The organism is Pseudomonadota bacterium (assembly GCA_039028155.1).
In the GTDB taxonomy this organism is placed as follows: Bacteria; Pseudomonadota; Alphaproteobacteria; order SP197; family SP197; genus JANQGO01.
Map to the genome: position 1 here is coordinate 1 of JBCCIS010000027.1, position 21,735 is coordinate 21,735.

Here is a 21,735-nt window from a genome sequence, read left to right on the forward strand (position 1 = left end):
ACCCGCGCTTGGCGCCAGCAAGGGCAGCAGCGCCAGGATCGGGATCACCGCGAGATCCTGGAACAGCAGGATGGCGAACGACGAGCGGCCATGGGCGCTCGACAACTGCCCCTTCTCCGCCAGGATCTGCAGCGCGAACGCGGTCGACGAAAGCGACAGCGCCAAGCCGACAACGATCGCGCTTTCCAGGGTCAGCCCCATGGCGAACGCCGCCGCCGCCAGCAGGATGGCGGTGATAAGGACCTGGGCGCCGCCCATGCCGAAGACCGCCTTGCGCATGGTCATCAGGCGCGAGGGCTGCAGCTCCAGGCCGATGACAAAAAGAAGCAGCACGACACCGAACTCGGCAAAGTGCAAGATGTCATCAACATTGGTGACGAGGCCAAGGGCCGACGGGCCGATCACCACGCCGGCGACCAAGTACCCGAGGACCGATCCAAAACCCACCCGCTTCGACAACGGCACGGCGACAATGGCGGCGGCCAGAAAAATGGCGGCAATGACTAGAAACGACATAACCCCGAATCCCTCCCAGTTCACACCATCATAGGTGCCGTCATGCCGCTGCAAAACCGCGTGACGCCATTTGGCGAGATAGTTGATCACCCCGCGCGCGGTCTCTTCCTGGGCAACCGTGGCTGCCTGTGCGACGAGGCCGGCAAACTCGCCACCCGGCGCTGGCGGCTGCGGGCCTGGATCACCTGCCAGTTGTCCTACAAGGGCTGGTGGCGCCCGGTCATGCAACCTGGCGTGTGGACCGAGCTCTTTTTCATGGACGAGGCGACGGCACTTGCCGCCGGCCATCGCCCCTGCGCGCTGTGCCGGCGCGACGACTACAACCGCTACCGCCATGCCTGGGCGCTGGCACAAGGCCTCGCCTCGCCGCCCAAGGCGGTTGAGATGGACGATATCACCCACCGGGAGCGAGCCAGGCGCGACCGCAGCAAGGTCACCTATCAGGCCAACCTCGAAAGCCTGCCCGATGGCGCCATGGTTGTTCTGCCCGGCACAGCCAACCGCGCCGGCCTGGTTTACCGTGGCGCGTTGCTACCCTGGTCGCCGGAGGGCTATGGCAAGGGCACCGCCATTGAACCCCTTAAGGTCGATGTTCTGACGCCCGCCTCGTCCGTCGCGGTGCTGGCCGCCGGCTATTCGCCCGTGCTTCACACCAGCGCAACGCTGTAAACATCCCGAAACTTTCGTGATCCCCGCCACTTGTGCTGGGGCCGCCAGGCACGATATAGGGACGCATCCCGAAACCCCCGCAACCGGTAGCATCGGCATGGACCTCAGGAACATCGCCATCATCGCCCATGTCGACCATGGCAAAACCACGCTCGTCGACGAGCTGCTGAAGCAAAGCGGCGCCTTCCGCGCCAACCAGCAGGTCGCCGAACGGGCCATGGACAGCAACGATCTGGAGCGCGAGCGGGGCATCACGATCCTGGCCAAGTGCACGTCGGTGGTGTGGAACGATGCCCGCATCAACATCGTCGACACGCCGGGCCACGCCGACTTCGGCGGCGAGGTCGAGCGTATCCTGAGCATGGTCGACGGCGTCTGCGTTCTTGTTGACGCAGCCGAAGGCCCGATGCCGCAGACCAAGTTCGTGGTCGGCAAGGCGTTGCGCCTGGGTCTGAAACCCATCGTCGTCATCAACAAGATCGACAAACCGGAGCAGCGCGCCGACGAGGTGCTGAACGAGATCTTCGACCTGTTCGCCGCGCTCGACGCCAACGACGAACAGCTCGACTTCCCGACCGTCTATGCCTCGGCCAAACAAGGCTGGGCGGTGCGCGAACTCGACGATGCCCACAATGACATGGCGCCGCTGTTCGACCTGATCGTCGGCCACGTGCCGGCGCCCGAGGTCGTGCCGGAGGGCGCCTTCCGCATGCTGGCGACGACGCTTGAGACCGATCCTTACCTCGGCCGGCTACTGACCGGTCGCATCGAGGCCGGCAGCCTAGCGACCAACACCATGCTGAAGGCACTGTCGCGCGACGGCGAGACACTCGAGCAAACGCGCATCTCCAAGATCCTGGCGTTTCGCGGTTTGGAGCGGGTCGGTATCGACAAGGCCGAGGCCGGCGACATCGTGGCCCTGGCGGGCTTCACCAAGGCGAGCGTCGCCGACACCCTGTGCGACCCTTCGGTCACCGAGCCCATGGCGTCGGAACCGATCGATCCCCCGACGCTCGCGATGACGTTCTCGATCAATGATTCCCCGCTTGCCGGTCAGGAGGGCGACAAGGTCACCAGCCGCATGATCTGGGATCGCCTGGCCCGCGAAGCCGAAGGCAACGTAGCGCTGGAGGTGACCCAGACCGACGACAAGACGGTGTTCGAGGTCGCCGGGCGCGGCGAGCTACAGCTTGGCGTCCTTGTCGAGACCATGCGCCGGGAGGGCTTTGAACTGGCCATCGGCCGCCCCCGCGTCCTCTACCGAAAGGATGAGGAGACCGGCGCGCTGCTCGAACCGATCGAGGAAGTGGTCATCGACGTCGACGACGATTTCACCGGCCCCGTGGTCGAGAAGATGGGCCAGCGCAAGGGCGACATGCTAGAGATGCGGCCATCAGGCGGCGGTAAGACCCGCCTCGTCTTCCATATCCCGTCGCGCAGTCTGATCGGCTACCACGGCGAGTTCATGACCGATACCCGTGGCACCGGCATCATGAACCGGCTCTACCACGGCTACGCGGCCTATAAGGGCGACATGCCGGGCCGGCGCGAGGGCATGCTGATCTCCGCCGAACAAGGCAGCGCCGTCGCCTACGCGCTGTGGAACCTGGAAGAACGCGGCGCGCTCTTCATCGCGCCGGGCGACAAGGTCTACAAGGGCATGATCATCGGCGAGCACAACAAAGGTCAGGACCTCGACGTCAACCCGCTGAAGTCAAAGCAGCTCACCAACATCCGTGCCGCCGGCAAGGACGATGCGGTGCTGTTGACGCCGCCGGTCAAGATGACGCTGGAACGCGCCATGGCCTATATCGCCGACGACGAGTTGGTCGAGGTGACGCCGGAATCGATCCGCCTGCGCAAACGCTGGCTCGACCCCCACGAACGCAAACGACGCGCCCGCCAGCCGAACGCCGCTTAGGCTCTAGCCGCTGCTGCGCTTGTTCTTGGCACCCATCAGGCGGAACAGCAGCCAGATGGGCACGACGATGACCGCGCCCATGATGATGTAGGTGATCGCCCAGCTCGCGGCATTGACCAGGGCACTGAACATCGCCTCGAAGTTGTCGCCGAGGTTCTGGATCAGGCTGAGCGGCGTGACGTTCACCATGGCCATCACCAAGCCGACGACCAGCGAAGCAATCACCAGCTTGACGACCGTGTTGAGTGCGTCTCGGTTCATGACTGATGCTCCTGGTGCCGCATATCATCGATCTTGCGGTCGGTCTGGAACTGGCTCAAGGCGTAGACCGCCCATAACGCGGCGGGAATCCAGCCGATCAGGGTGATCTGCAAAATCAGGCAGATGATCCCGGCCAGTGGGCGTCCGATGGTGAAAAACAGCAAAAACGGCAGGAAAATCGCGATGATCAGGCGCATGGCGTCCATCAGGCAGCTTCGTTCACCTGCACCATGTGATATCTAGGTGGCCGTCGCGCAACTCCTTTGGCCGAAGCCTCCCGGCGGATACATGGCGAACACATGGCGGACATGATGAACACGCGCGAGGTCGCGGCCTATCTGCGCATCAAGGAACGCAAGGTCTATGACCTCGTCAAGACCGGCAAGATCCCGTGCACGCGGGTTACCGGCAAGTGGTTGTTCCCCAAAACCGTGATCGATCTGTGGGTCGTGCAGAACCTGGCGCAAAAGGGCGATCCGGAAGTGCGCCAAGCGCCGCCGCCGATTATCGCCGGCAGTCACGACCCCCTGCTCGATTGGGCCGTGCGCGAATCCAATTGTGGATTGGCGTTGATGTTCGGCGGCAGCCTGGACGGGCTGCGCCGCTTCGCCGATGGCCAGGCCATTGCCTGCGGCCTGCATGTCTTCGATCCGCCAAGCGGCGATCACAACTTGCCGACGCTTTATCGCACGCTGGCTGGTCGCTCGGTCATCGCCCTGACCTGGGCCTGGCGCGACCAGGGACTGATCGTCGCCAAGGGCAATCCCAAAGCGATCACTGGTCTGCCTCCATTGAAATCCCATCAGCCGCGATTTGTCGACCGCCAGCAGGAAGCCGGCAGCCGCCTGCTGTTCGGCCATCTGTTGAACGAACAGGACTTGTCGATCAGTGACCTCAACATCATCGCGGCGCCGGCCTTGAGCGAGACCGAGGTTGGTCTGGCGGTGGCCGAGGATCGCGCCGATGCCGGTTTCGGCGTTGCCGCCGTCGCCCAACAACTCGACCTCGACTTCGTACCGCTGACCCGCGAACGTTATGACCTCGTCATCGGACGCCACGACTTCTTCGACAAACCGTGGCAGGACCTCCTGTGGTTCACACGCTCCGAACGGTTCAGCGAACGCGCTAAGCAGATGGGCGGCTATGACGTCGCGGAGACCGGCTGCATCGTCTTGAACGGGGCCTGACGCCGACCTAGGTCAGCGTTCGAAACAGCCCGGCCAATAGCTTCGCGCGCGGCACCAATGACGAATAAAGAACGTGTTCGTCATGGGTGTGCGCACCGTCGCCCATCAGGCCCAGACCATCCAGCGTCGGCAGACCGAGCGCGCCGGTAAAGTTGCCGTCACTGCCGCCGCCAAAGCTGCCGTGGCCGGGCACAAAGCCGATCTCGCCGGCGATCTTCTCCGCCTCGGCATAGAGCGCGAGCGTCGCCTCGCTCGGCTCGAAGAGCGGGCGCACCGGGCCGGCTTCGACCTCGACGGTGCATTCGGGATTGATCGGCGCAAGTGCGGCCATGTTGGTGCGGATCTCGTCCATGGCCTCGGCGAACGGCGCAACGCACAAGACCTCAGCCGAACACGCTATCGGCACCACGTTGACGAACGTGCCGCCCTCGACGACGCCGACGCTATAGGTGATGCCACGCTCCCTGTCCGTCATCGCCTCGATGGCAAGGATCTGTTGCGCCATCTCCGCGATGGCGCTGCGTCCCCGGGTCAACTGGGACCCGGCATGGGCGGGCTTGCCACGCACCCGCACGACGAAGCGAAGGAAGGCATAGCGGCCGGTAACCAGCATGCCGGTCCCGCCCTTCGCCGGTTCGGGCACCAGCACATACTTGTGCTGTTTTGCGACGTCTTCGATGCGCGCTTGGTTCGACGGGCTACCGACTTCTTCATCGGAGACGAACATGAACGTCACGGAAAGCTCGGGCGTTTCACCGGCGCGCAACAGTTGGCGCAGCGCGTAATAGGCCGTGAACATGCCGCCCTTCATATCGTAGATGCCGGGCCCGTAGACTCGGTCGCCATCGCGGCGGAACGGCAGTTCGTCGTCAAGCGTGCCGACCATATGGACGGTATCGAGATGCCCTAGCACCAGCACGCCCGGCCCCGGCCTGCGGCCGGCGACGCGGCCGATAACAATGTCGCCGTATCCGTCGATGCCGGGCTGACGCTCGGTTTGCGCGCCAAGCCGCGTCATGGCTTCCTCGGCCTTGTCCATCATCCGGTTGACGCCCGCTACGTGAACCGTCGGGCTTTCGATCGTCACCCAGTCGCGGATGCCGTCCAGGATCTCGTCGGCGTCATAGATCGGCTGGTTGCGCGGCGCGCTCATGGCCGCGTCCTCATGCCACCATCCAGCTTCGTTCCTCGCCGTCATAGAGCGGACCCGGGTTGCCCCACACGGTAGTGCGCCACATGACGCGGTCGAACTGGTCGGCGTCGTACCATGTGGCGCTGTGGATCGTGCAGCGGTTGTCGTAGACGATGAGGTCGCCGGCTTCCCACTCGTGCGCATAGGCAAAGCGCGGCTGGGTGAAATGCTCCATCAGCTCATAGAGCAGCTTGGCGCCGTCGCCATGGATACCCGGCTCCATACCGATCAGGGGACCCTCGACCCAGTCCATTTGGCCGGCCTCACACAGATAGAGCGCCTTCTGGCCGGTCACCGGATGCACGCGCACAACCGGCTGGCGCTGCGGCGCCTCGCGCGGCTCCAAGTCGCGCGGAGTCTCGCCGGCGCGCACGGCATACTCCGCGCGACCGCTGCCGGGGACAATGTGTAGACCTTCCAGATCCTCGATGCGCGCCTTCAGTGCCTCCGACAGCGCCTCATAGGCGCCGACGCCATCGGCGTAGAGCGTCTGCCCTTGCCCTTTGGGTGACGGCACCAACGCGCAGAAAAGCGAGATATCCGGCGGCGGCCGGCGGAAGCTCTGGTCCGTATGCCAGCCCCGGCGATGGGGAAACTGCACCGGCAGGCTGCCATCGGGCAGCGCCGCCGGTTCCGGCTTACCGGGCGGTTTTCTGCTGCAGGGCGGCAGGTTGGTCAGCACCAGGATCTCCGGATGATCGGGGTGAATGCAGTTTGGATCCGTTGATGTCAGCCGATAGTTCTCGACCTCCTTGCCGAACAGACGGCTAAGCTTGACCAGCAGACCAGGATCGTCCGCGATCGTTTGAAATCCCTTCAATAGCAAAAGGCCATGACCATCCAGCATGGCGTTCATCAGCGCGTCTGGCACGGCCTCGGCCGCGGCGACAAACGCATCGACATCGTCAACATCGATCAGACCGCCAAAACTGGCACCCGGCAAAGACTGGACATCAAAAGGCAATGGACGCGTCATGGTTACGGCTTCGGCCAGTAACGTGTCGTCGACCATCCGCCGTCGACGGCGATGACCTGGCCGTTCACATAGCGCGCATCGTCGGAACACAGGAAGGCGATCACGCCGGCAACATCATCCGGCTGACCAATCCCCATGGGCGCGTTTTTGATCATGGCATCGTGATACCACGGGTCGTTGTTGATGCTGTCACGTGTCATTGCGGTTTCGATGACCCCCGGTGCAATCGCGTTGATGTTGATACCATCGGTAGCATAATCCGATGCCATCTGTCGTGTCAGCTGTGCAACCGCTCCTTTCGCGGCGGCGTAGGCAGGCGACCCGGGAAAACCAACCAGACCGAATACCGAGCTGATATTGACGATCTTGCCGCCGGGGCGCGGCAGATGAGGCAGCGCCGCCCGCGCCATGCGATAGACTGACGAAGCGTTCATATCGACAACCGCATCCCATTGCTGGTCATCGACGTCGCCACCGCTGCGGTTGCGCCCACTGATCCCGGCGTTGTTGATCAGGATGTCCATGCCGCCGAACTGCGCGAGAGCCTTATCGACAATCGTCGCCGGCGCATCGCGATCGGTCAGATCGGCAATGATCGGCACGACCTCAGGCCCACCGGACAGATCGATGGTCTCCGCCAATTCGTCCTGCTTGATATCGACCGCCAGCACACACGAACCCTCGCCGGCGAGGCGCAGCGCCGTCGCCCTGCCGATACCGCCGGCGGCGCCGGTCACGATCGCGGTCTTGCTGGCGAATCGGCATGTCCCCATGCGTGGCTCCCTTTGCGGCGCGCTAGGTGCTCTTCCCCGTCTGCGCCAGCCACGCCTCGGCGACTTCACTGCCGGTGGCGAACCAGACGCCGGGGAACGTCTTGATCCAGGCGATGAATGTGCGTAGCAGCGCGATACGCGATGGCCGGCCGATTATCTGCGGATGCATGACCAGGTCGAACAGGCCGCCCCACTGGTAGATCTCGCGAAACTCGTCCTGCCAGACCTCCAGGATATGACTGTTGGTGAAGACCGGGCGGGGATTGCGAATCGAGAACAGTAGGTAGATCGCGTCATCCAGGCTCCAGTGCCACGGCACCTCAACGACCCCGGGCGTGCCGTCGGCCAGGACATGCCGATAGGGATTGATGTCGTCCATCATGGAGCTGTCATAGAGAAAACCGCGATCGGTCAGGAGCCGCACCATGTTGTCGCTGGTCTCGCCGGCTGGCGAGCGATAACCCTTGGGCGTCACGCCGACCGTCTTGGCAAGTGCCTCGAGCCCCTTGTCGAGTTCGGCCTCCTCGGCAGCCGGATCTTCCGGGTCGATCCACTCATGCAGATAACTGTGATGACCGACCTCATGCCCCGCCCCAACAATCGCCTCGACGCGATCGGTGTGGTTTTCTGCCGTCCAGCCGGGAACAAAAAACGTCGCCTTGATGCCGGCATCCTCCAGTGTCTCGAGGACCTTGGGCACGCCGAGCTTCGCGCCGTACTTGCCCTGGGAGAGGATGCCCGGCCGCTTCCAATTGGCGCGGTCGCGGCCGATCCACAGGGTCTCGGCATCAAAGTCGAAGCTCAGCATGACCGCGCATTGGGCGCCGTCCGGCCAGGCAACGGCGGTGTCGACAAGCGGTGTGCTCATGGTCTTCCCTTCCTGGCGTCTACACCACGGTCGCGGTGGCGTCGTTCGCTTCGGCCTCGCTGACGGCGATCGGTACGCGCCGAAGGGTTCGCGCCTGGCGCGGGTCGAAGTCGGTGCGCGCGTGCTGCAGCGTCATGTTGTTCCACAACAGCACATCGCCCGGCGACCAGCAGTGGCGATACCCGATGCCCGGATCGTTCAAGTAGGGCATGAGATCCACGAGCAACGCATCGACCGCGTCGTGATCGAGACCGTGGATGGCGGCGGTCGTGTGTTCGTGGATAAAGAGGATCTTCTCGCCCGATGACTCGTCCGTCTTGACCAATGGGTGGTCGCAACGCGGCGCGTCGGCCGGCGCATCGTCGAGCAGCGTTCGGCGATTGTAATCGCCTGTATAGTCGAACAACTGCACGGAGATCAGATCATCGATACGGGCCTTCAGATCCTGCGGCAGGTTCCGATAGGCCAGGATCGCGTTGGCGAAAAGCGTATCGCCGCCGGACGGCGGCACGTCGATGGCATAGAGGCAGATCGCCTTCAGCGGCCGCACGAAGAATGTGTGGTCGGAATGAAAATGCAGCACGCCGCCGCCCAGAATGCCATCAGCGCGAACGTTGGACACGTGGCTCGCTTGGCGGTCCTTCATATAGGCGCCACGGTGGGAGACCGGCCCGAACAGGGTCGCGAAGGCAACCTGCTGGTCTTCGCTAATGTCTTGGCCGCGCAGCAGCAGAAGGTGGTGCTGTGACCACGCGGCGCGCAGCCGATCGGCTGTCTCAGACGCGATCGGCCGGGCGAGGTCAAGGCCTTCGACCGCGACGCCCAGGGCGTTGGCCAGTGGTGTCAACGTGATGCTCATGGCCCCTCCGCTGCCGTTTCAACAGCGCTCAGTCTTGAACGGCGACTCCGGCCCGTCAAGAAACGCAATCCGGCGTGTGTGCTGCCGTACGATTTGGATGGATTTCATCTGGCAAATCGCGCATAAGCCCCGCCGCAATTCTGTGGGGTGCCGCGATCATGCTGGCTGCCGTCGTCTCCATCTGGGCCCTTCTGCTGGGCATCGGTCTTCTTATGCTGGGCGCCGGATTACAGGGCACCCTGCTTGGCGTGCGCGCGACCCTGGCCGGCTTCCCGACCGAAGTGACCGGCGTCATCATGGCCGGCTACTTCGTCGGCTTCCTGATTGGATCGACGCTGACGCCTCGTCTTGTCACACGGGTCGGCCATATTCGCGTGTTCGGCGCCATGGCCTCGATCGCGTCGATCGCCCCCCTGATCCATGCCGTCGCGGTGGAACCGGTGATCTGGACGCTGATGCGCGTCCTGACAGGCTTCGCTTATGCCAGCCTCTATATCGTCGCGGAGAGCTGGCTCAACGACCGTTCGACCAACAAGACCCGCGGTCAGTTACTCTCGGTCTACATGGTGATCATGCTGGGCTCGATGGCGCTCGGCCCCCTGCTCATGAACACCGCCAGCCCGGATGGCTTTGTCCTTTTCATCGTCTCGGCGGTCTTGGTGTCGCTCGCGGTCGTACCGATTTCGCTCACCGCCTATCCGGCGCCGGAGTTTCAAGCCAACGATAAACTCGGGCTGCGGCAGCTGGCGCGGATCTCGCCATTGGGTGTCACAGGGTCCATGCTGCAGGGTGCGGCGGCCGGCACCATGGTAGGGCTGGGCGCGGTCTACGCCCAGGAGATCGGGATGTCGCTGACCGACATTTCGCTCTTCATCACCGCCATGGTCTTTGGCGGTATGATCCTGCAATGGCCAATCGGCCGCTTGAGCGATCACTTCGATCGTCGGCAAATCCTGACGGCGGCCAGCATTCTGGCCGGCCTTGTCGGTGTCGCCGGGGCGACGCTGGATGTATCGACGGCACCCGTGCTGCTCACCATCGGCGCGCTCATGGGCGGCCTTTCCTTTCCCATCTATTCGCTGGCCGTCGCCCATACCAACGACTTCCTTTCGCCGAAACAGATGGTTGCCGCATCCAGCGGTCTGCTGATGGCGGGCGGTATCGGCGGCATGGCCGGCCCGGCAATCGCGGGGTTCGCGATGGCGGAGTTTGGCCCCGCCGGTTTCTTCTGGTTTCTTGCGGCCGCGCACCTTCTGTTGGGGCTCTTTGCGCTTTTCCGCATGACGCGCCGCGCGTCCCGCCCGACAGAAGAACAGCATCCCTATGTCGGCGTACCCAGGACGTCCACGGTCGGCGCGGCCATTGCCATGAAGACGGTGCGCGACCAGATGGATCGCGATCTCGCGGAAAGCAGCCGGCGCTAGCAAAACCGTTCGTTGTCAGCGGGCTTCGCCGACCTCGCAATAAACATTGCCGCCACGCTCGAAGATGGTCAGGCGGTTGGCGGGACGCAGTTCGGCAGTACAATTCGGTGTGCCGGTCTCGTCAAAAGCCCACGTCTCCACGGTGACCCGCACGGAGTTAACGTCGACGGCGACACACTGCTCCGGCCCGATCCGCAACTCGTTCGTTGTGGCTTCGTGCACATTGGCGCGAAGGGCAAAGAGAAGCCGGTTCTCGATCATGACCTGGAACCCGTCATCGTCGAGCGGTGGGCAGGATTCGCCGATCAGGCCGATCGACCTCAGCCCAAAGTATGCAACGACCACCAGCGCGGCGACCACGACCACCATGGAAATCAAAAACCGCATTACCGCGCCGCCGTGCCTAGTTGTCTTGTCCGGAACCCCGGCGCCAGTATTCCGCCAAGCCGCCCTCAACGCAAAACTTGGCCCGACGGCAGTTCGTGAAGAGCGCCGCGACTTGGCCTATTCTGTTGGCGACGCCACGGCAGACAGCCGTGCCAAGACGATCCGGACCTCATGATCCTGCTATTCACAGACTTCGGTTTGGAAGGCCCCTATATCGGTCAGGTCAAGGCCGCGTTGTGGCGCGAGGTTCCCAATACCCCGGTCTTCGACCTCTTTTCCGACGCCCCGGTCTTCGCGCCACGCGCCTCGTCCTATCTGTTGGCCGCCTATACGGACGTTTTTCCGCACGATTCGGTCTTTCTTGCGGTTGTCGATCCGGGCGTCGGGACGGCTTGGCGGCGGCCGGTGGTCGTCAGGGCCGGCGGACGCTGGTTTGTTGGTCCGGACAACGGCCTCTTCAACGTCGTAATGCAACGTAATGACGACTGCCGAATGTGGGATATCACCCACCAGCCCAAGGCGATGTCGGCGACGTTTCACGGGCGCGACCTCTTCGCACCGGTCGCCGCATGCCTGGCGCGCGGCGAGCATCCGCCGGGCGAGCCGGTCGATCCCGAACACCGGATGCACCACGACTGGCCAGACGATCTGCCCGAGATCGTTTACATAGACCGCTACGGCAATGCCATGACCGGCATGCGTGCCAACGCGCTGCCGATGGGCACAGCGCTTGAGATCAACGGCCAGCATCTGGAACGCAGCCGCACCTTTGGCGATGTCCCGGTTGGCGACGCCACCTGGTACGAGAACGCCAATGGCCTGGCGGAGATCGCCGTCAATCGCGGCAGCGCCGCCGAACGCCTGGGTCTGGAAGTCGGCGTGCCCGTGCGCCTCGTCAACTTGCGCTAGCGGGCTACGGCTTTCTGGCCACCGAACTCAGTAGCGCCATGGCCAGAAGCACATAGAGGACCGACGCGGCGATCTCGAGGACACGGCTGATGTAAACATCGCTGCCGTCGAGTACGGACAGCGCCAACATCAGCATGATCATCGCCGGGCCGGAGGCGGCGCCGGCGAGCTTGCCGCGCACACCGCCCTGCTCGACCATCAGGCCCAGGCCAAGGGCCATCAGCGCGAGCACGATCACGCCGAACAACGGTGAAGGCGTGATGAAGATCAATGTCGCCGCGACGAGAGCGACAGCACCGCCCAAAAAATTGGCGGCCACCAGCGCTAGCGCGACCGTCTCGGGCTTGGGCACACGCAAGACCGAAATGGCGACGATCAGGATATAGAAACTGCCGACCTTGCCGGTCGCCAGAAACCAGATGATTAACGGCAGCAGAATGGCCGTGCGCATAAGCGCGTCGCGCACGGGGGCATCGGCGGGCTCGCCCGGAGGTTCGACACCTGTCTCGTCGGCGGTCGACGGCACGATCGCATGGGCGAACATGATCGCAATCATCGAAAACAGCACGGCGACCGGCAGGGCATTGATAACGTCCTTGGCCAGCGGCGCGAAATTCGCGCTCATCGTTCCGGCGACCACCATGACGACCAGAACAAGTCCGATAACCGGCGACGGCCCGACCAGCGCGTCACGCATGAAACAGGCAAAGAGGCCAGCGGCGAAGAACAGGACCAGGACCGATTGATGGTTTGAGAAAAAGTCGCCGATGCCGCTGGTCGCCAGTCCGGTGACCCAAACCAGCAAGGCGATCACGGCGGCCTTGGTCAATGTCGGCGCTGGCCCATCGGGCACCGCGAACATGGTGACAAAGACCGGCCCCATGAAGACGACGAGAAAGTCGCCATGAATCACCCCGGCAATCATCGCCAGGACGACCGCGATCATTAGGCGAAGGCCGTGGCCCTCCATGGGGTTGCTTTGAACGGCGGCAGCCGTCTTAGTTGACATAGTTCCACAAGCTAGAGAGCCGGATCCGGATCCAACCCAGCATGTTCATCAGGCCGTTGTCGGTCGGATAGATGATGACGCTGGCGCGGGCACCGAAACGAATGCCCTCCGGATATGTCGAGCCGTCGAAGGTGATACGCGCGGGGAACCGAAGATCGCTGCCTGTGACCGAACGGCCCGGCAGACCGGACGGCAGGTTGCCGCCGGACGTCGTATCGTCCATCGCGACGCCAAGCCCGGTCGACTGCACGGTACCCTCGTAGATCCGCCCCGGCAGCACGTCGAGGGCAATCTCGACGCGATCACCTTTCCTGACCAGACCCAGGTTGTTTTCCGTCAGATACGAAACGATCCAAACATCTTCGACATCCAAAAACGCCATGACGGCTTCACCAGCGTTTGCCTGCTGGCCGGGCGCCAGCTGCAGGCCGGTCACAACGCCGTTCGACGGCGCGTGGACCGTCGTGCGTATGAGGTTAAGGCGGGCGAGGTCAAGATCAGCCAGGGCCGCCTGCAACATCGGATTGTCTTCACCGGTCGGTCCAAGCGCTTCCTGAGCCTGTTGCAGGTTGGCCTCGGCCTCGCGAACCTGGGCTTCCGCCGTCTCCAGTTCAGCATTGGCGGTGTCGGCGCGCGCCTGCGCGTAGACACCTTCCTCAACCAGGGTCAGTACGCGTGCGGCCTGCTCCTGGATGTTGGCCAAGTTGGCCTTTGCCTCGGTGACGCCGGCCTGCGCCGCGCTGACACCAGCCGTATTGGCGCCAATCGATTGGCCGGCCTGACCCAGTTGCGCTTCCGCCGCGTCGACGGCAATCTCGAACTCCCGACGATCCAGGCGAAACAGAATACCGCCCTCCTCGACACGCATGTTGTCGTCGACGGCCACATCGGACACCGTGCCGCTGACCTCCGGTCCGATCTCGACCAGATAGGTGCGCACATAGCCATAGGGCGAATAGGGCGTCAGCCTGTCGGCGAAGATGAAGTAGATGAAGAGGACGACGGCAGCCCCCAGCAGATAGAGCGCGATCTTGCGGCCCCTGCTTTTCGGCGTCTTGGCTTCAGACGCGGGTTCAGGTGCTTTCTCCAGCGGCGTACTCGCACCGCTCGTTGCGTCTTCTGCTGTCGAATTGTCGCTCAATGTCCAGATCCCCGGTCAGTCAATCGCACGCGTCGGCGCTCCTGGGCGCACTTCGGCCTTTGGCTGTCCGCCCACCGCGACAACTGACACCAGCAATGGCACCGCCGTGTGTCATGGCACCCCGAGCGCGCCCCTACGCACGCGCAAAGTTTAACCACGTATCCCGGCAGGGGAACAGATCGCCATGGTAGAAGACGGGGACAACTGCACTTTGACGGCGCTTCAGGGCTCCAAACGCCACAGCGAGCTGGGATCGGCCGGATCAAGCTCGTGAAGCCCGTCAGCCTCGACAGCATAAAGCCGGGCTGCGATTGCGACATTACGGCCGTCCGCGCCGAACCTGATGGGGCCGATCGGCGTCTCGACGTCCAACAGCATCAGGACATCACGCAGCACCTGGCCATAGGCGGTGCGGCCGCGCGCGATCGCCTGGGCGACCGCAAGCAGCGCGATCTCTCCGGCAAGCGCGGACTCGGATGCTAACGACGCCGCGTCGTGCCGCCATAGCGCCGTACACAGAATGGCCCCGGTCGGACGTGACTGACGCAGCCGAATAGCATCCCGGCATGCCGGTACGATGACAATGGCGCTGCCGAACGTCATATTCGCCTGCCACTGCCGTGGAGGATCGAGCAGCAGCACCACACTGCCGTTGTGCCCGTCCGCCTCGCCGACGGCCTGCAATCCCCAACCGGCTGCTATCTGCTGGGCCGCGCCCCGCAGAACGTCGTCGCCAGCAACCAGGCCAAGCGACAGGTCCTCCGAGGCGCTGCCCTGTAGCCGTCGGACAAGAACCGCGAACGTGATGGCCGGCATCCAGCGGTCTTCGAGCGACGGCAGAACCGAGAAGTGATAGGGCACCATATCGGTTGCATCCGTTGTCGGCAGCCCGATGACATCGATCATCGGTCGGCGGAACTCGGCACCAATCGGTGCGATGGCAATCCCAGCAGACGGCCGTGACCCCGCAACGACAACTGTGGCGTCGCGCCGCAAGACCAATACGCGCGCCAGTGCGACGGCACGCCGGTCGCTGCCTTGATCGTCGAAGACCTCAAGACGCACGGGCCGATAGACGCCGGCCACTTCGATTCCGCCGATGCCGTTCAGCGCATCAACGGCATGTTGGAGGCCCTCCAGTATGTCTTCGCCGTTCTGAGCGCCCTCGCCGCTTAACGTCAGGACCGCACCGACGACAATCTCCTCCTCGGCCGACACCAGGGGCGAGGTTCCCACAAGGAACCAGGCCGCGACGATCGTGGGCAGCAAGATACGATGAGAATGCGACATGGTTGTCGACTGTGGGCGGCGAACCCGCCGCCGTCAAATTGGGCCAACCACGGCCTTGCACCACGGTTTCATGTTGCACTGCACGCGGCATCGGATGCTATGACTCCCACCGATCACGATTTCAGGGGAGGACGGCCATGAGCGAGAGTCTGGAACAAGCCGATATCGGTGCCGTGCGCCTACTCGCGCTGAACCGCCCCGATGCCCGCAACGCCCTCAACTTCGGCCTTGTGAAAGATCTGCAGGCGGCCTTTGCCGCCGCCAAGGACGATGCCGTGCGATGTCTTGTTCTGACCGGTCGCGGCAGAGGTTTCTGCGCCGGCGCCGACGTCAAGGAATGGTCGGAGATGGCCGCGGCGCGCGACCGGGGTGAGTCTGTCGAGGACCGCGATTGGGTCGGCGAGATGCACAAGGCGATCCTTATGCTGCACGCTCTGCCCGCGCCCACGATCGCCATGATCAACGGCACGGCGGTCGGCGCTGGGCTCGACATGGCGCTTGCCTGCGACTTTCGTTTTGCCTCCGCCGCCGCGCGCTTCCGCTGCTCGTTCACCACCATGGGCTACAATCCGGATGCCGGTGGGACCTGGTTCATGCCGCGCCTGATGGGTCTGGAGGCCGCCAAGCGGTTCGCCTTCAGCGCCGATATCTGGTCGGCCGAGGAAGCGCGCGACAATGGCATGCTGACCGAGGTCCACGAATCCGACGCCCTGGAGGCCGCCACCATGGCGTTCGCCGAAAAGCTCGGCAGCGGCCCCAGCGTCGCCATTCGTCTGACCAAAGCGCTGATCGACAGCGCGTCGACCCGCGATCTGGCTGACCAGCTAACCGAAGAGAAGAAAGCGGGCGGTATCTGCGCGACGACAGAGGACGCGAAGGAAGCGATGGCCGCCGTCATCGCCAAGCGCGACCCGGTCTTCAAGGGGCAGTGACCGTCATTTCCTCAGCAAGCGAACAACAATAAGAGCCCGGAGACCGAACCAATGTTTCAGCCCGACCTCTTGAAAGGCAAGAAGATCCTCATCACCGGCGGCGGCAGCGGACTCGGCAAGGCAATGGGCCGGCGTTATTGCGAACTTGGCGCCGAGCTCGTCATCTGCGGGCGTCGGCAGGACGTGCTCGACGAGACAGCCGAGACCTTTACCAGTGAACTCGATGCCAAGGTTACGACGCACAGCGTGGACATCCGCGACGCCGATGCCGTTGCGGCCATGGTCGAGACAATCTGGCGGGACGGTCCGCTGCACGGCCTGGTCAACAACGCGGCCGGGAACTTCATCTCGAAAACGGAAGAACTGTCGCACCGTGCTGTCGATGCGGTGCTGAACATCGTGCTGCATGGCACCTGCTACGTGACGCTGGCGTGTGGCAAGAAGTGGCTCGCGGCGGGTGACCCGGCAACCGTCGTCAACATCGTCACAACCTATGCCTGGACCGGGTCGGGCTATGTGGTGCCCTCGGCCATGGCCAAGGCCGGCGTGCTCGCCATGACCCGCAGTCTGGCCGTCGAATGGGGCGACCGCGGTATCCGCCTCAATGCCATCGCGCCCGGACCATTTCCAACGCCCGGCGCGTGGGACAGGCTGATGCCGAAGAGCGGACCACTGTCCGATGAGTTTGGCGCGTCGAGTGTGCCGCTGGGCCGTGTCGGCGAACACCACGAGCTCGCTGATCTCGCGGCTTTCCTGATGGCGGACGGTTCGGGCTACATCAACGGTGACGTCATTACCATCGACGGCGGTGAGTGGTTGCAAGGCGCCGGCCAGTTCAACTTCCTGCGTGCCATGTCGGACGAAGACTGGGCCGCCATGAAACCGAAGAAGTCCTGAGGCGGCGCCACGTCATGCTGAGTGAAGCACGTCGACACAACCTGCAGCGTACGCTCAATCCGCGCACCGTCTGTTACATCGGCGGTTCGTTCCTGGAGCACACGATCAACGCCAACCGGCGCATGGGTTTCAACGGCGAAGTCTGGGTCGTCAATCCCAAGCTCGACAACCTGGCCGGCATTCCGTGTTTCAAATCGGTCGACGACTTGCCTGGCGCGCCGGATGCGACGTTCCTAGCGGTCAATCGCGAAATGACAAACACCATCGTCACCGAACTCAATGGCATGAACGCCGGAGGAGTCATCTGTTATGCCGCCGGCTACCGCGAGGTGGGCGGTGTCGGTGTCGAGTTGGAAGCCGAACTGGTCGCCAACGCTGGCGACCTCGCGCTGGTCGGGCCCAACTGTTACGGCATCAACAATTATCTCCACGGTGTACCGCTGTTGGCGATCCCGTCGCTCGGCGAGCGGGTCGAGCGCGGATCGGCTTTCATCGCGCAAAGCGGCAATCTCTGCGTCAACGTCTGCAACAACCAGCGCTCGGCGCCGCTGGCCTATGTCATTTCCTGTGGTAATCAGTCGGTTCTCGATATCTCCGACTATCTGGATGTGCTGGTCGACGATCCCGCGATTACCTGTTTCACGCTGTTCATCGAGACCATTCCCAATATCGCGCGCTTCAGCCGCATCGCCGCCCGCGCGCTGGAGGCCGGCAAACCGATCATCGCGCACAAGGCCGGCGTGTCCGCCATGGGCAAAAAGCTCGCGCTGTCGCATACCGCCTCGCTCGCCGGCGATGACGCGATGTACCAGGCCTTGTTTGACCGTCTGGGCATCATCCGGGTCGAGGCGCCGTCGGACATGCTGGAGACGGCCAAGTTCATCACCCACACCGGCGTGCCCGAGGGCCGGCGCATTGTCGTCTACACCTGCTCGGGCGGTGATTCGGAGACAGTCGCCGACCTCGCCGAGCCGTTCGGCATCGAGCTGCCGCAACCGGATCAGGACCAGTACGATACCTTGCGCAAGGTGATGCCCGACTTTGCGAACATCACCAACCCGTTCGACTACAACACCAACTTCTGGGGTGACTACGACACGCTGAGCACGATCTTCCCGGTTCTTGTCGACGACAATGTCGATGCCGGGCTGCTGGTGATGGACGTCAATCCTGAAGACACCGGCGAAGTCGACGGTTCGGATGCGGTTCTGCGCGCGCTCTGCCATACCCAGGCAAAGGCCGGCATTCCCATGGCCTGGACCACGTCCATGCCGGAGAATTCGACACCCCGTCCCCGCGCCATCGCCCACAATGCCGGCGTCGCCGCCCTGCAAGGCATCCGCGAAGGCGTGCATGCGCTGGCCAAGTCGTGCCTGTTCGGTGAACGCCGGCGCGAGTTGATGGCGCAGGGCGGAACCGACCATCTCGCCGTGCCCCCCGCCAGCAAGCTGACGGGTGAGCCCGTCGCGATGAACGAGGCCGATAGCAAACAAGCATTGGCGGCTTACGGCCTGCCGATACCGGACGGGCGGGTGGCGTCCGTGGCCGAGGCAGGCAAGGTTGCGGCCGGTCTAGGTTTTCCCGTCGCGCTCAAACTGTTGAGCGACTCCATCTTGCACAAAACCGATGTCGGCGGCGTCGCGCTCGCTCTGGAGGACGCCGCCGCGGTGCAGCGCGCGGCCGACGATATGGCCGCCCGGCTTGGCATCACCGAGGTGCTGATCGAGCCCATGGCGGCCAAACCCGTCGCCGAACTGCTCGTCGGCGTCACCCATAATGACAGCTTCGGGCCGGTGCTGGTGATCGGCGCTGGTGGCGTGCTGGTCGAACTCTTCCGGGACGCGGTCAGCCTGCTGCTGCCGGTTGGCGAGGACGACGTGCGCCACGCCCTCAGCCGTCTCAAGATCGCCAAGCTCTTGGATGGTTTCCGGGGCGGACCGAAGGCCGACATGGACGCTCTGGTTGGCGCTATCATAGCGATTGGCGCTTACGCTCATGATCACCGGGGCCGGCTGGCCGAGCTTGACGTCAACCCGCTGCTTGTCATGGCAGACGGTGACGGCGTCCTGGCCGTCGATGCCCTGATACGACAGACACCCGATAAGGAGGCTTGAATGAGCGACGTGGTCCACACCGAACGGCGCGGCAAGGTGCTCGAAATCACCATCGACAACCCGCCCGCCAATGCCATCGGCCGCAAGGTCAGCCACGCGCTGTCGGACGCCTTCGTGACCCTGCGCGACGATCCAGAGCTCATGGTCGGGATCGTCACGGGCGCGGGCGAGAAGTTTTTTTCGCCGGGCTGGGACCTGAAGGAGGGCGCTGCCGAATTCGACGCCGCCGATGCGGCGGGCGAAGACCGTGACGCCTGGGCCGGCCAACCGGAAGGTGGTTTCGCCGGCATCACCGAGATGTTCGATCTCTACAAGCCGGTCATCGCGGCGATCAACGGCTACGCCGTCGGCGGCGGCTGGGAAATCGCGCTCTCGTGCGATTTCGCCTACGCGGTGCCGCACGCCCAGTTCTTCATTCCCGACGCCCATATGGGTTTCATCGCCGATGCCGGCGCGGTTCAGATCATCCCGCGCCGCCTCCCCTTTGTCGTCGCCATGGACATCATGATGGCGGGCCGGCGCATGGGTGCGGACGAAGCGCTCAAATGGGGTCTGGTGAACGAGATCGTCGAACCCGATAAACTCATGGACCGCGCCCGCGAGCAGGCCGATCACCTGGCCGAAGCGGGTCCCTTGGCCTTGATGGCGACCAAGGAAATCGTGCGCTACGCCATGCACCACTCGATCCCCGAGTGTTTCAAGGTGCTGCACGACGAAGCCCTGCCGCTCTACAAGAAGATGCTGCATTCCGAAGATGCCAAGGAAGGCCCGCGCAGCTTCGCCGAGAAACGCAAGCCGGTATTCAAGGGCTACTAGGCGCGGCCATGGAGCTCTTCGCCACGCCGAACTCTCCTTATGCCCGCATGCCGCGCATCGTGACTTTGGAGAAAGGGCTCGGCGATCGCGTGACGGTGATCCTTGCGCAAACACGCGAGGCGGATAGCCCCTATTACCAGATCAATCCTTCCGGCCGTGTCCCCTATCTGATCACCGATGACGGCATCGGCCTTGAGGACTCCGCGCTGATCTGCGCCTATCTCGACCAGTTGGACGGCAAGCCGATGTTCGGCCGCCGCAATGACGAGACGGAATGGCGGGGCCGACGTCTGGAAGCCTTGGCCCATAGCCTCTTGGCCGGCTTGGCGGTCTGGACGCGCGAAGGCTACAGGCCCGAAAACGAACGCTCACCCGGCATCATCGACCATGAAAGAGAACGATGCCGACGCTTGACCGAAGTCTGGGAATCCGAAATTGACGACCCTCATATGCAAGGTGACCTGTCGATGGCGCAGATCGTCTTGATCTGCGCACTGCAACTGGAACACACCAACACGGATATCGATTGGCGCCCAGATCGGCCGCGGCTTGTGGAGTGGGTCGACCGCTTGGCCACACACCCGTCCATCAGCGCGACATTGGCGACACTGGACGCCCATAAAGCGCCTTGAGTTTCTTCAAGTCGCGCTGGTTTTCTCCCAGCAACCAGTCGCGGAACCGAACAATCTTGGGAATGTCCGCGGATGCCTCCGGACACACGATGAAGTAGCCGCGCTCCGACTTGAGCGTGATGTCGAACGGCCGCAGCAGTCGTCCGACGAGAAGATCCTGGGTGGCGAGTGCGCGGCGCGCGAGCGCCACCCCCTGGCCGGTCACCGCCGCATCAAGCGCCAGACTGGTCATGTTGAAGAACGGTCCCTTGTCTGCCTCCACCTTGTCGGCGCCTGCAGTGTCGAGCCAGTCGGACCATCCACGCGAGCTCACGTCGTGCAGCAGCGTGAAATGGCTGAGATCGTTGGGTTCGTTGAGCGCCGGCCCGCGTTCGAGAAGCGTTGGGCTGATGACCGGATAGACCTCCTCGCGGATCAAGGGCGTGACGTGAAGGTCGGGCCAGCGCCCGTCGCCGTGGCGCACCGCGACGTCCAGATCACCGACAGCGAAATCGATGTGCTCCATGGCCGCAGACACCCTGAGATCGATATCCGGATGTGTGGCGGCGAAGTCACCAAGCCGATGGACCAGCCAGCGCGCGGCGAAGTTCGGCGAGACGCTGACCGTCAGGATGTTGGACGTGTGGCGCTGGGTAATGTCAGCGGTGCCTCGGGCCATTCTGTCGAACGCATCGCGCAGCACCGGCAGATAGGCGGCACCGGCATCGGTCAGCGCCAGACCGCCGGGCTTACGGTCGAACAGCTTGGTCTCAAGCTGGTCTTCCAGCGTCTTTACATGGTGGCTGACCGCACCCTGGCTGACATGCAGCTCCTCGGCGGCTCGGGTAAAGCTCAAGTGCCGCGCGGCCGCTTCGAACGCGCGCATGGCATTGAGTGACGGTAACCAACGGGCCACGGAACCCCATGAGAAAACTTGATAGGGCCATCAGATTACATGGTTTGCACAAGGTCGGACAGGCCCT

Annotated in this window: 23 protein-coding genes; 10 read left to right on the forward strand and 13 right to left on the reverse strand. The window is 63.6% G+C overall.

Features of this window, described 5'->3' with window-relative positions:
* A partial coding sequence (locus tag AAF563_14845) for a cation:proton antiporter (protein ID MEM7122557.1) occupies nt 1-516 on the reverse strand: 516 nt, incomplete at its 3' end.
* Between the two features lie 42 nt (nt 517-558).
* On the opposite strand from AAF563_14845, the gene AAF563_14850 reads away from it, so the two are divergent.
* Together AAF563_14850 and typA are read left to right on the forward strand one after the other, a co-directional pair.
* A complete protein-coding gene (locus AAF563_14850; protein ID MEM7122558.1) occupies nt 559-1,185 on the forward strand; it encodes a hypothetical protein in 627 nt (208 codons plus the stop codon).
* 97 nt (nt 1,186-1,282) lie between these two features.
* Nucleotides 1,283-3,106 (forward strand): translational GTPase TypA, encoded by a 1,824-nt coding sequence (gene typA / locus AAF563_14855; GenBank protein ID MEM7122559.1) that lies wholly within the window; start codon nt 1,283-1,285, stop codon nt 3,104-3,106.
* 3 nt (nt 3,107-3,109) lie between these two features.
* Here the strand turns inward: typA and AAF563_14860 are convergent, their stop codons facing one another.
* Entirely contained in the window at nt 3,110-3,367 is a 258-nt protein-coding gene (locus AAF563_14860) for a DUF6460 domain-containing protein (protein ID MEM7122560.1), read from the reverse strand.
* The gene (locus AAF563_14865; protein MEM7122561.1) at nt 3,364-3,564 is read right to left on the reverse strand and encodes a YqaE/Pmp3 family membrane protein; all 201 of its coding nucleotides are present in this window, start codon (nt 3,562-3,564) and stop codon (nt 3,364-3,366) included. Before AAF563_14865 ends, AAF563_14860 begins: the two co-directional genes overlap by 4 nt.
* A gap of 102 nt (nt 3,565-3,666) precedes the next feature.
* Here AAF563_14865 and AAF563_14870 point away from each other — a divergent pair, with 102 nt between their 5' ends.
* The gene (locus AAF563_14870) at nt 3,667-4,554 is read left to right on the forward strand and encodes a helix-turn-helix transcriptional regulator (GenBank protein ID MEM7122562.1); all 888 of its coding nucleotides are present in this window, start codon (nt 3,667-3,669) and stop codon (nt 4,552-4,554) included.
* A gap of 7 nt (nt 4,555-4,561) precedes the next feature.
* Here the strand turns inward: AAF563_14870 and AAF563_14875 are convergent, their stop codons facing one another.
* The 5 genes from AAF563_14875 to AAF563_14895 are packed head-to-tail and all read right to left on the reverse strand — an operon-like array spanning nt 4,562 to nt 9,222.
* Nucleotides 4,562-5,707: a M20/M25/M40 family metallo-hydrolase gene (locus AAF563_14875; protein ID MEM7122563.1), complete on the reverse strand. Its 1,146-nt coding sequence runs from the start codon at nt 5,705-5,707 to the stop codon at nt 4,562-4,564.
* A 10-nt stretch (nt 5,708-5,717) separates the two neighbouring features.
* The gene (locus tag AAF563_14880; GenBank protein ID MEM7122564.1) at nt 5,718-6,758 is read right to left on the reverse strand and encodes a TauD/TfdA family dioxygenase; all 1,041 of its coding nucleotides are present in this window, start codon (nt 6,756-6,758) and stop codon (nt 5,718-5,720) included.
* Complete coding sequence (locus AAF563_14885; GenBank protein MEM7122565.1) at nt 6,725-7,495, reverse strand: SDR family oxidoreductase; 771 nt, start codon at nt 7,493-7,495, stop codon at nt 6,725-6,727. The genes AAF563_14880 and AAF563_14885 overlap by 34 nt, the downstream gene beginning before the upstream one ends.
* Nucleotides 7,496-7,517: 22 nt before the next feature.
* The gene (locus AAF563_14890) at nt 7,518-8,363 is read right to left on the reverse strand and encodes a polysaccharide deacetylase (GenBank protein ID MEM7122566.1); all 846 of its coding nucleotides are present in this window, start codon (nt 8,361-8,363) and stop codon (nt 7,518-7,520) included.
* Nucleotides 8,364-8,382: 19 nt separating this feature from the next.
* Nucleotides 8,383-9,222 carry a TauD/TfdA family dioxygenase gene (locus tag AAF563_14895; GenBank protein ID MEM7122567.1) on the reverse strand — a complete coding sequence of 280 codons (840 nt, stop codon included), beginning with the start codon at nt 9,220-9,222 and terminating at the stop codon, nt 8,383-8,385.
* A gap of 158 nt (nt 9,223-9,380) precedes the next feature.
* Here AAF563_14895 and AAF563_14900 point away from each other — a divergent pair, with 158 nt between their 5' ends.
* Nucleotides 9,381-10,646: an MFS transporter gene (locus tag AAF563_14900; protein MEM7122568.1), complete on the forward strand. Its 1,266-nt coding sequence runs from the start codon at nt 9,381-9,383 to the stop codon at nt 10,644-10,646.
* A 15-nt stretch (nt 10,647-10,661) separates the two neighbouring features.
* Here the strand turns inward: AAF563_14900 and AAF563_14905 are convergent, their stop codons facing one another.
* Entirely contained in the window at nt 10,662-11,033 is a 372-nt protein-coding gene (locus AAF563_14905; protein ID MEM7122569.1) for a hypothetical protein, read from the reverse strand.
* A gap of 171 nt (nt 11,034-11,204) precedes the next feature.
* On the opposite strand from AAF563_14905, the gene AAF563_14910 reads away from it, so the two are divergent.
* On the forward strand, nt 11,205-11,942 hold the full coding sequence (locus AAF563_14910; protein MEM7122570.1) for an SAM-dependent chlorinase/fluorinase: 738 nt from the start codon (nt 11,205-11,207) through the stop codon (nt 11,940-11,942).
* 4 nt (nt 11,943-11,946) lie between these two features.
* On the opposite strand, the gene AAF563_14915 is transcribed toward AAF563_14910, so the two are convergent.
* The 3 genes from AAF563_14915 to AAF563_14925 all read right to left on the reverse strand — a co-directional run bounded on the left by AAF563_14915 (nt 11,947) and on the right by AAF563_14925 (nt 15,382).
* Nucleotides 11,947-12,951 (reverse strand): hypothetical protein, encoded by a 1,005-nt coding sequence (locus AAF563_14915; GenBank protein ID MEM7122571.1) that lies wholly within the window; start codon nt 12,949-12,951, stop codon nt 11,947-11,949.
* On the reverse strand, nt 12,941-14,092 hold the full coding sequence (locus tag AAF563_14920; protein MEM7122572.1) for an HlyD family secretion protein: 1,152 nt from the start codon (nt 14,090-14,092) through the stop codon (nt 12,941-12,943). Before AAF563_14920 ends, AAF563_14915 begins: the two co-directional genes overlap by 11 nt.
* 222 nt (nt 14,093-14,314) lie before the next feature.
* Nucleotides 14,315-15,382 (reverse strand): ABC transporter substrate-binding protein, encoded by a 1,068-nt coding sequence (locus tag AAF563_14925; GenBank protein ID MEM7122573.1) that lies wholly within the window; start codon nt 15,380-15,382, stop codon nt 14,315-14,317.
* Nucleotides 15,383-15,519: 137 nt separating this feature from the next.
* Here AAF563_14925 and AAF563_14930 point away from each other — a divergent pair, with 137 nt between their 5' ends.
* Genes AAF563_14930 through AAF563_14950 form a run of 5 tightly spaced genes read left to right on the forward strand, consistent with a single transcriptional unit; the run spans nt 15,520 to nt 20,773 of the window.
* A complete protein-coding gene (locus AAF563_14930; GenBank protein ID MEM7122574.1) occupies nt 15,520-16,314 on the forward strand; it encodes an enoyl-CoA hydratase-related protein in 795 nt (264 codons plus the stop codon).
* 51 nt (nt 16,315-16,365) lie between these two features.
* Entirely contained in the window at nt 16,366-17,211 is an 846-nt protein-coding gene (locus AAF563_14935; GenBank protein ID MEM7122575.1) for an SDR family oxidoreductase, read from the forward strand.
* 14 nt (nt 17,212-17,225) lie between these two features.
* A complete protein-coding gene (locus AAF563_14940) occupies nt 17,226-19,325 on the forward strand; it encodes an acetate--CoA ligase family protein (protein MEM7122576.1) in 2,100 nt (699 codons plus the stop codon).
* Complete coding sequence (locus tag AAF563_14945) at nt 19,326-20,141, forward strand: enoyl-CoA hydratase-related protein (GenBank protein MEM7122577.1); 816 nt, start codon at nt 19,326-19,328, stop codon at nt 20,139-20,141.
* A gap of 8 nt (nt 20,142-20,149) precedes the next feature.
* On the forward strand, nt 20,150-20,773 hold the full coding sequence (locus AAF563_14950; protein MEM7122578.1) for a glutathione S-transferase N-terminal domain-containing protein: 624 nt from the start codon (nt 20,150-20,152) through the stop codon (nt 20,771-20,773).
* On the opposite strand, the gene AAF563_14955 is transcribed toward AAF563_14950, so the two are convergent.
* The gene (locus AAF563_14955) at nt 20,730-21,668 is read right to left on the reverse strand and encodes a transcriptional regulator GcvA (GenBank protein MEM7122579.1); all 939 of its coding nucleotides are present in this window, start codon (nt 21,666-21,668) and stop codon (nt 20,730-20,732) included. The genes AAF563_14950 and AAF563_14955 overlap by 44 nt on opposite strands.
* Between the last annotated feature and the right edge of the window lie 67 nt (nt 21,669-21,735).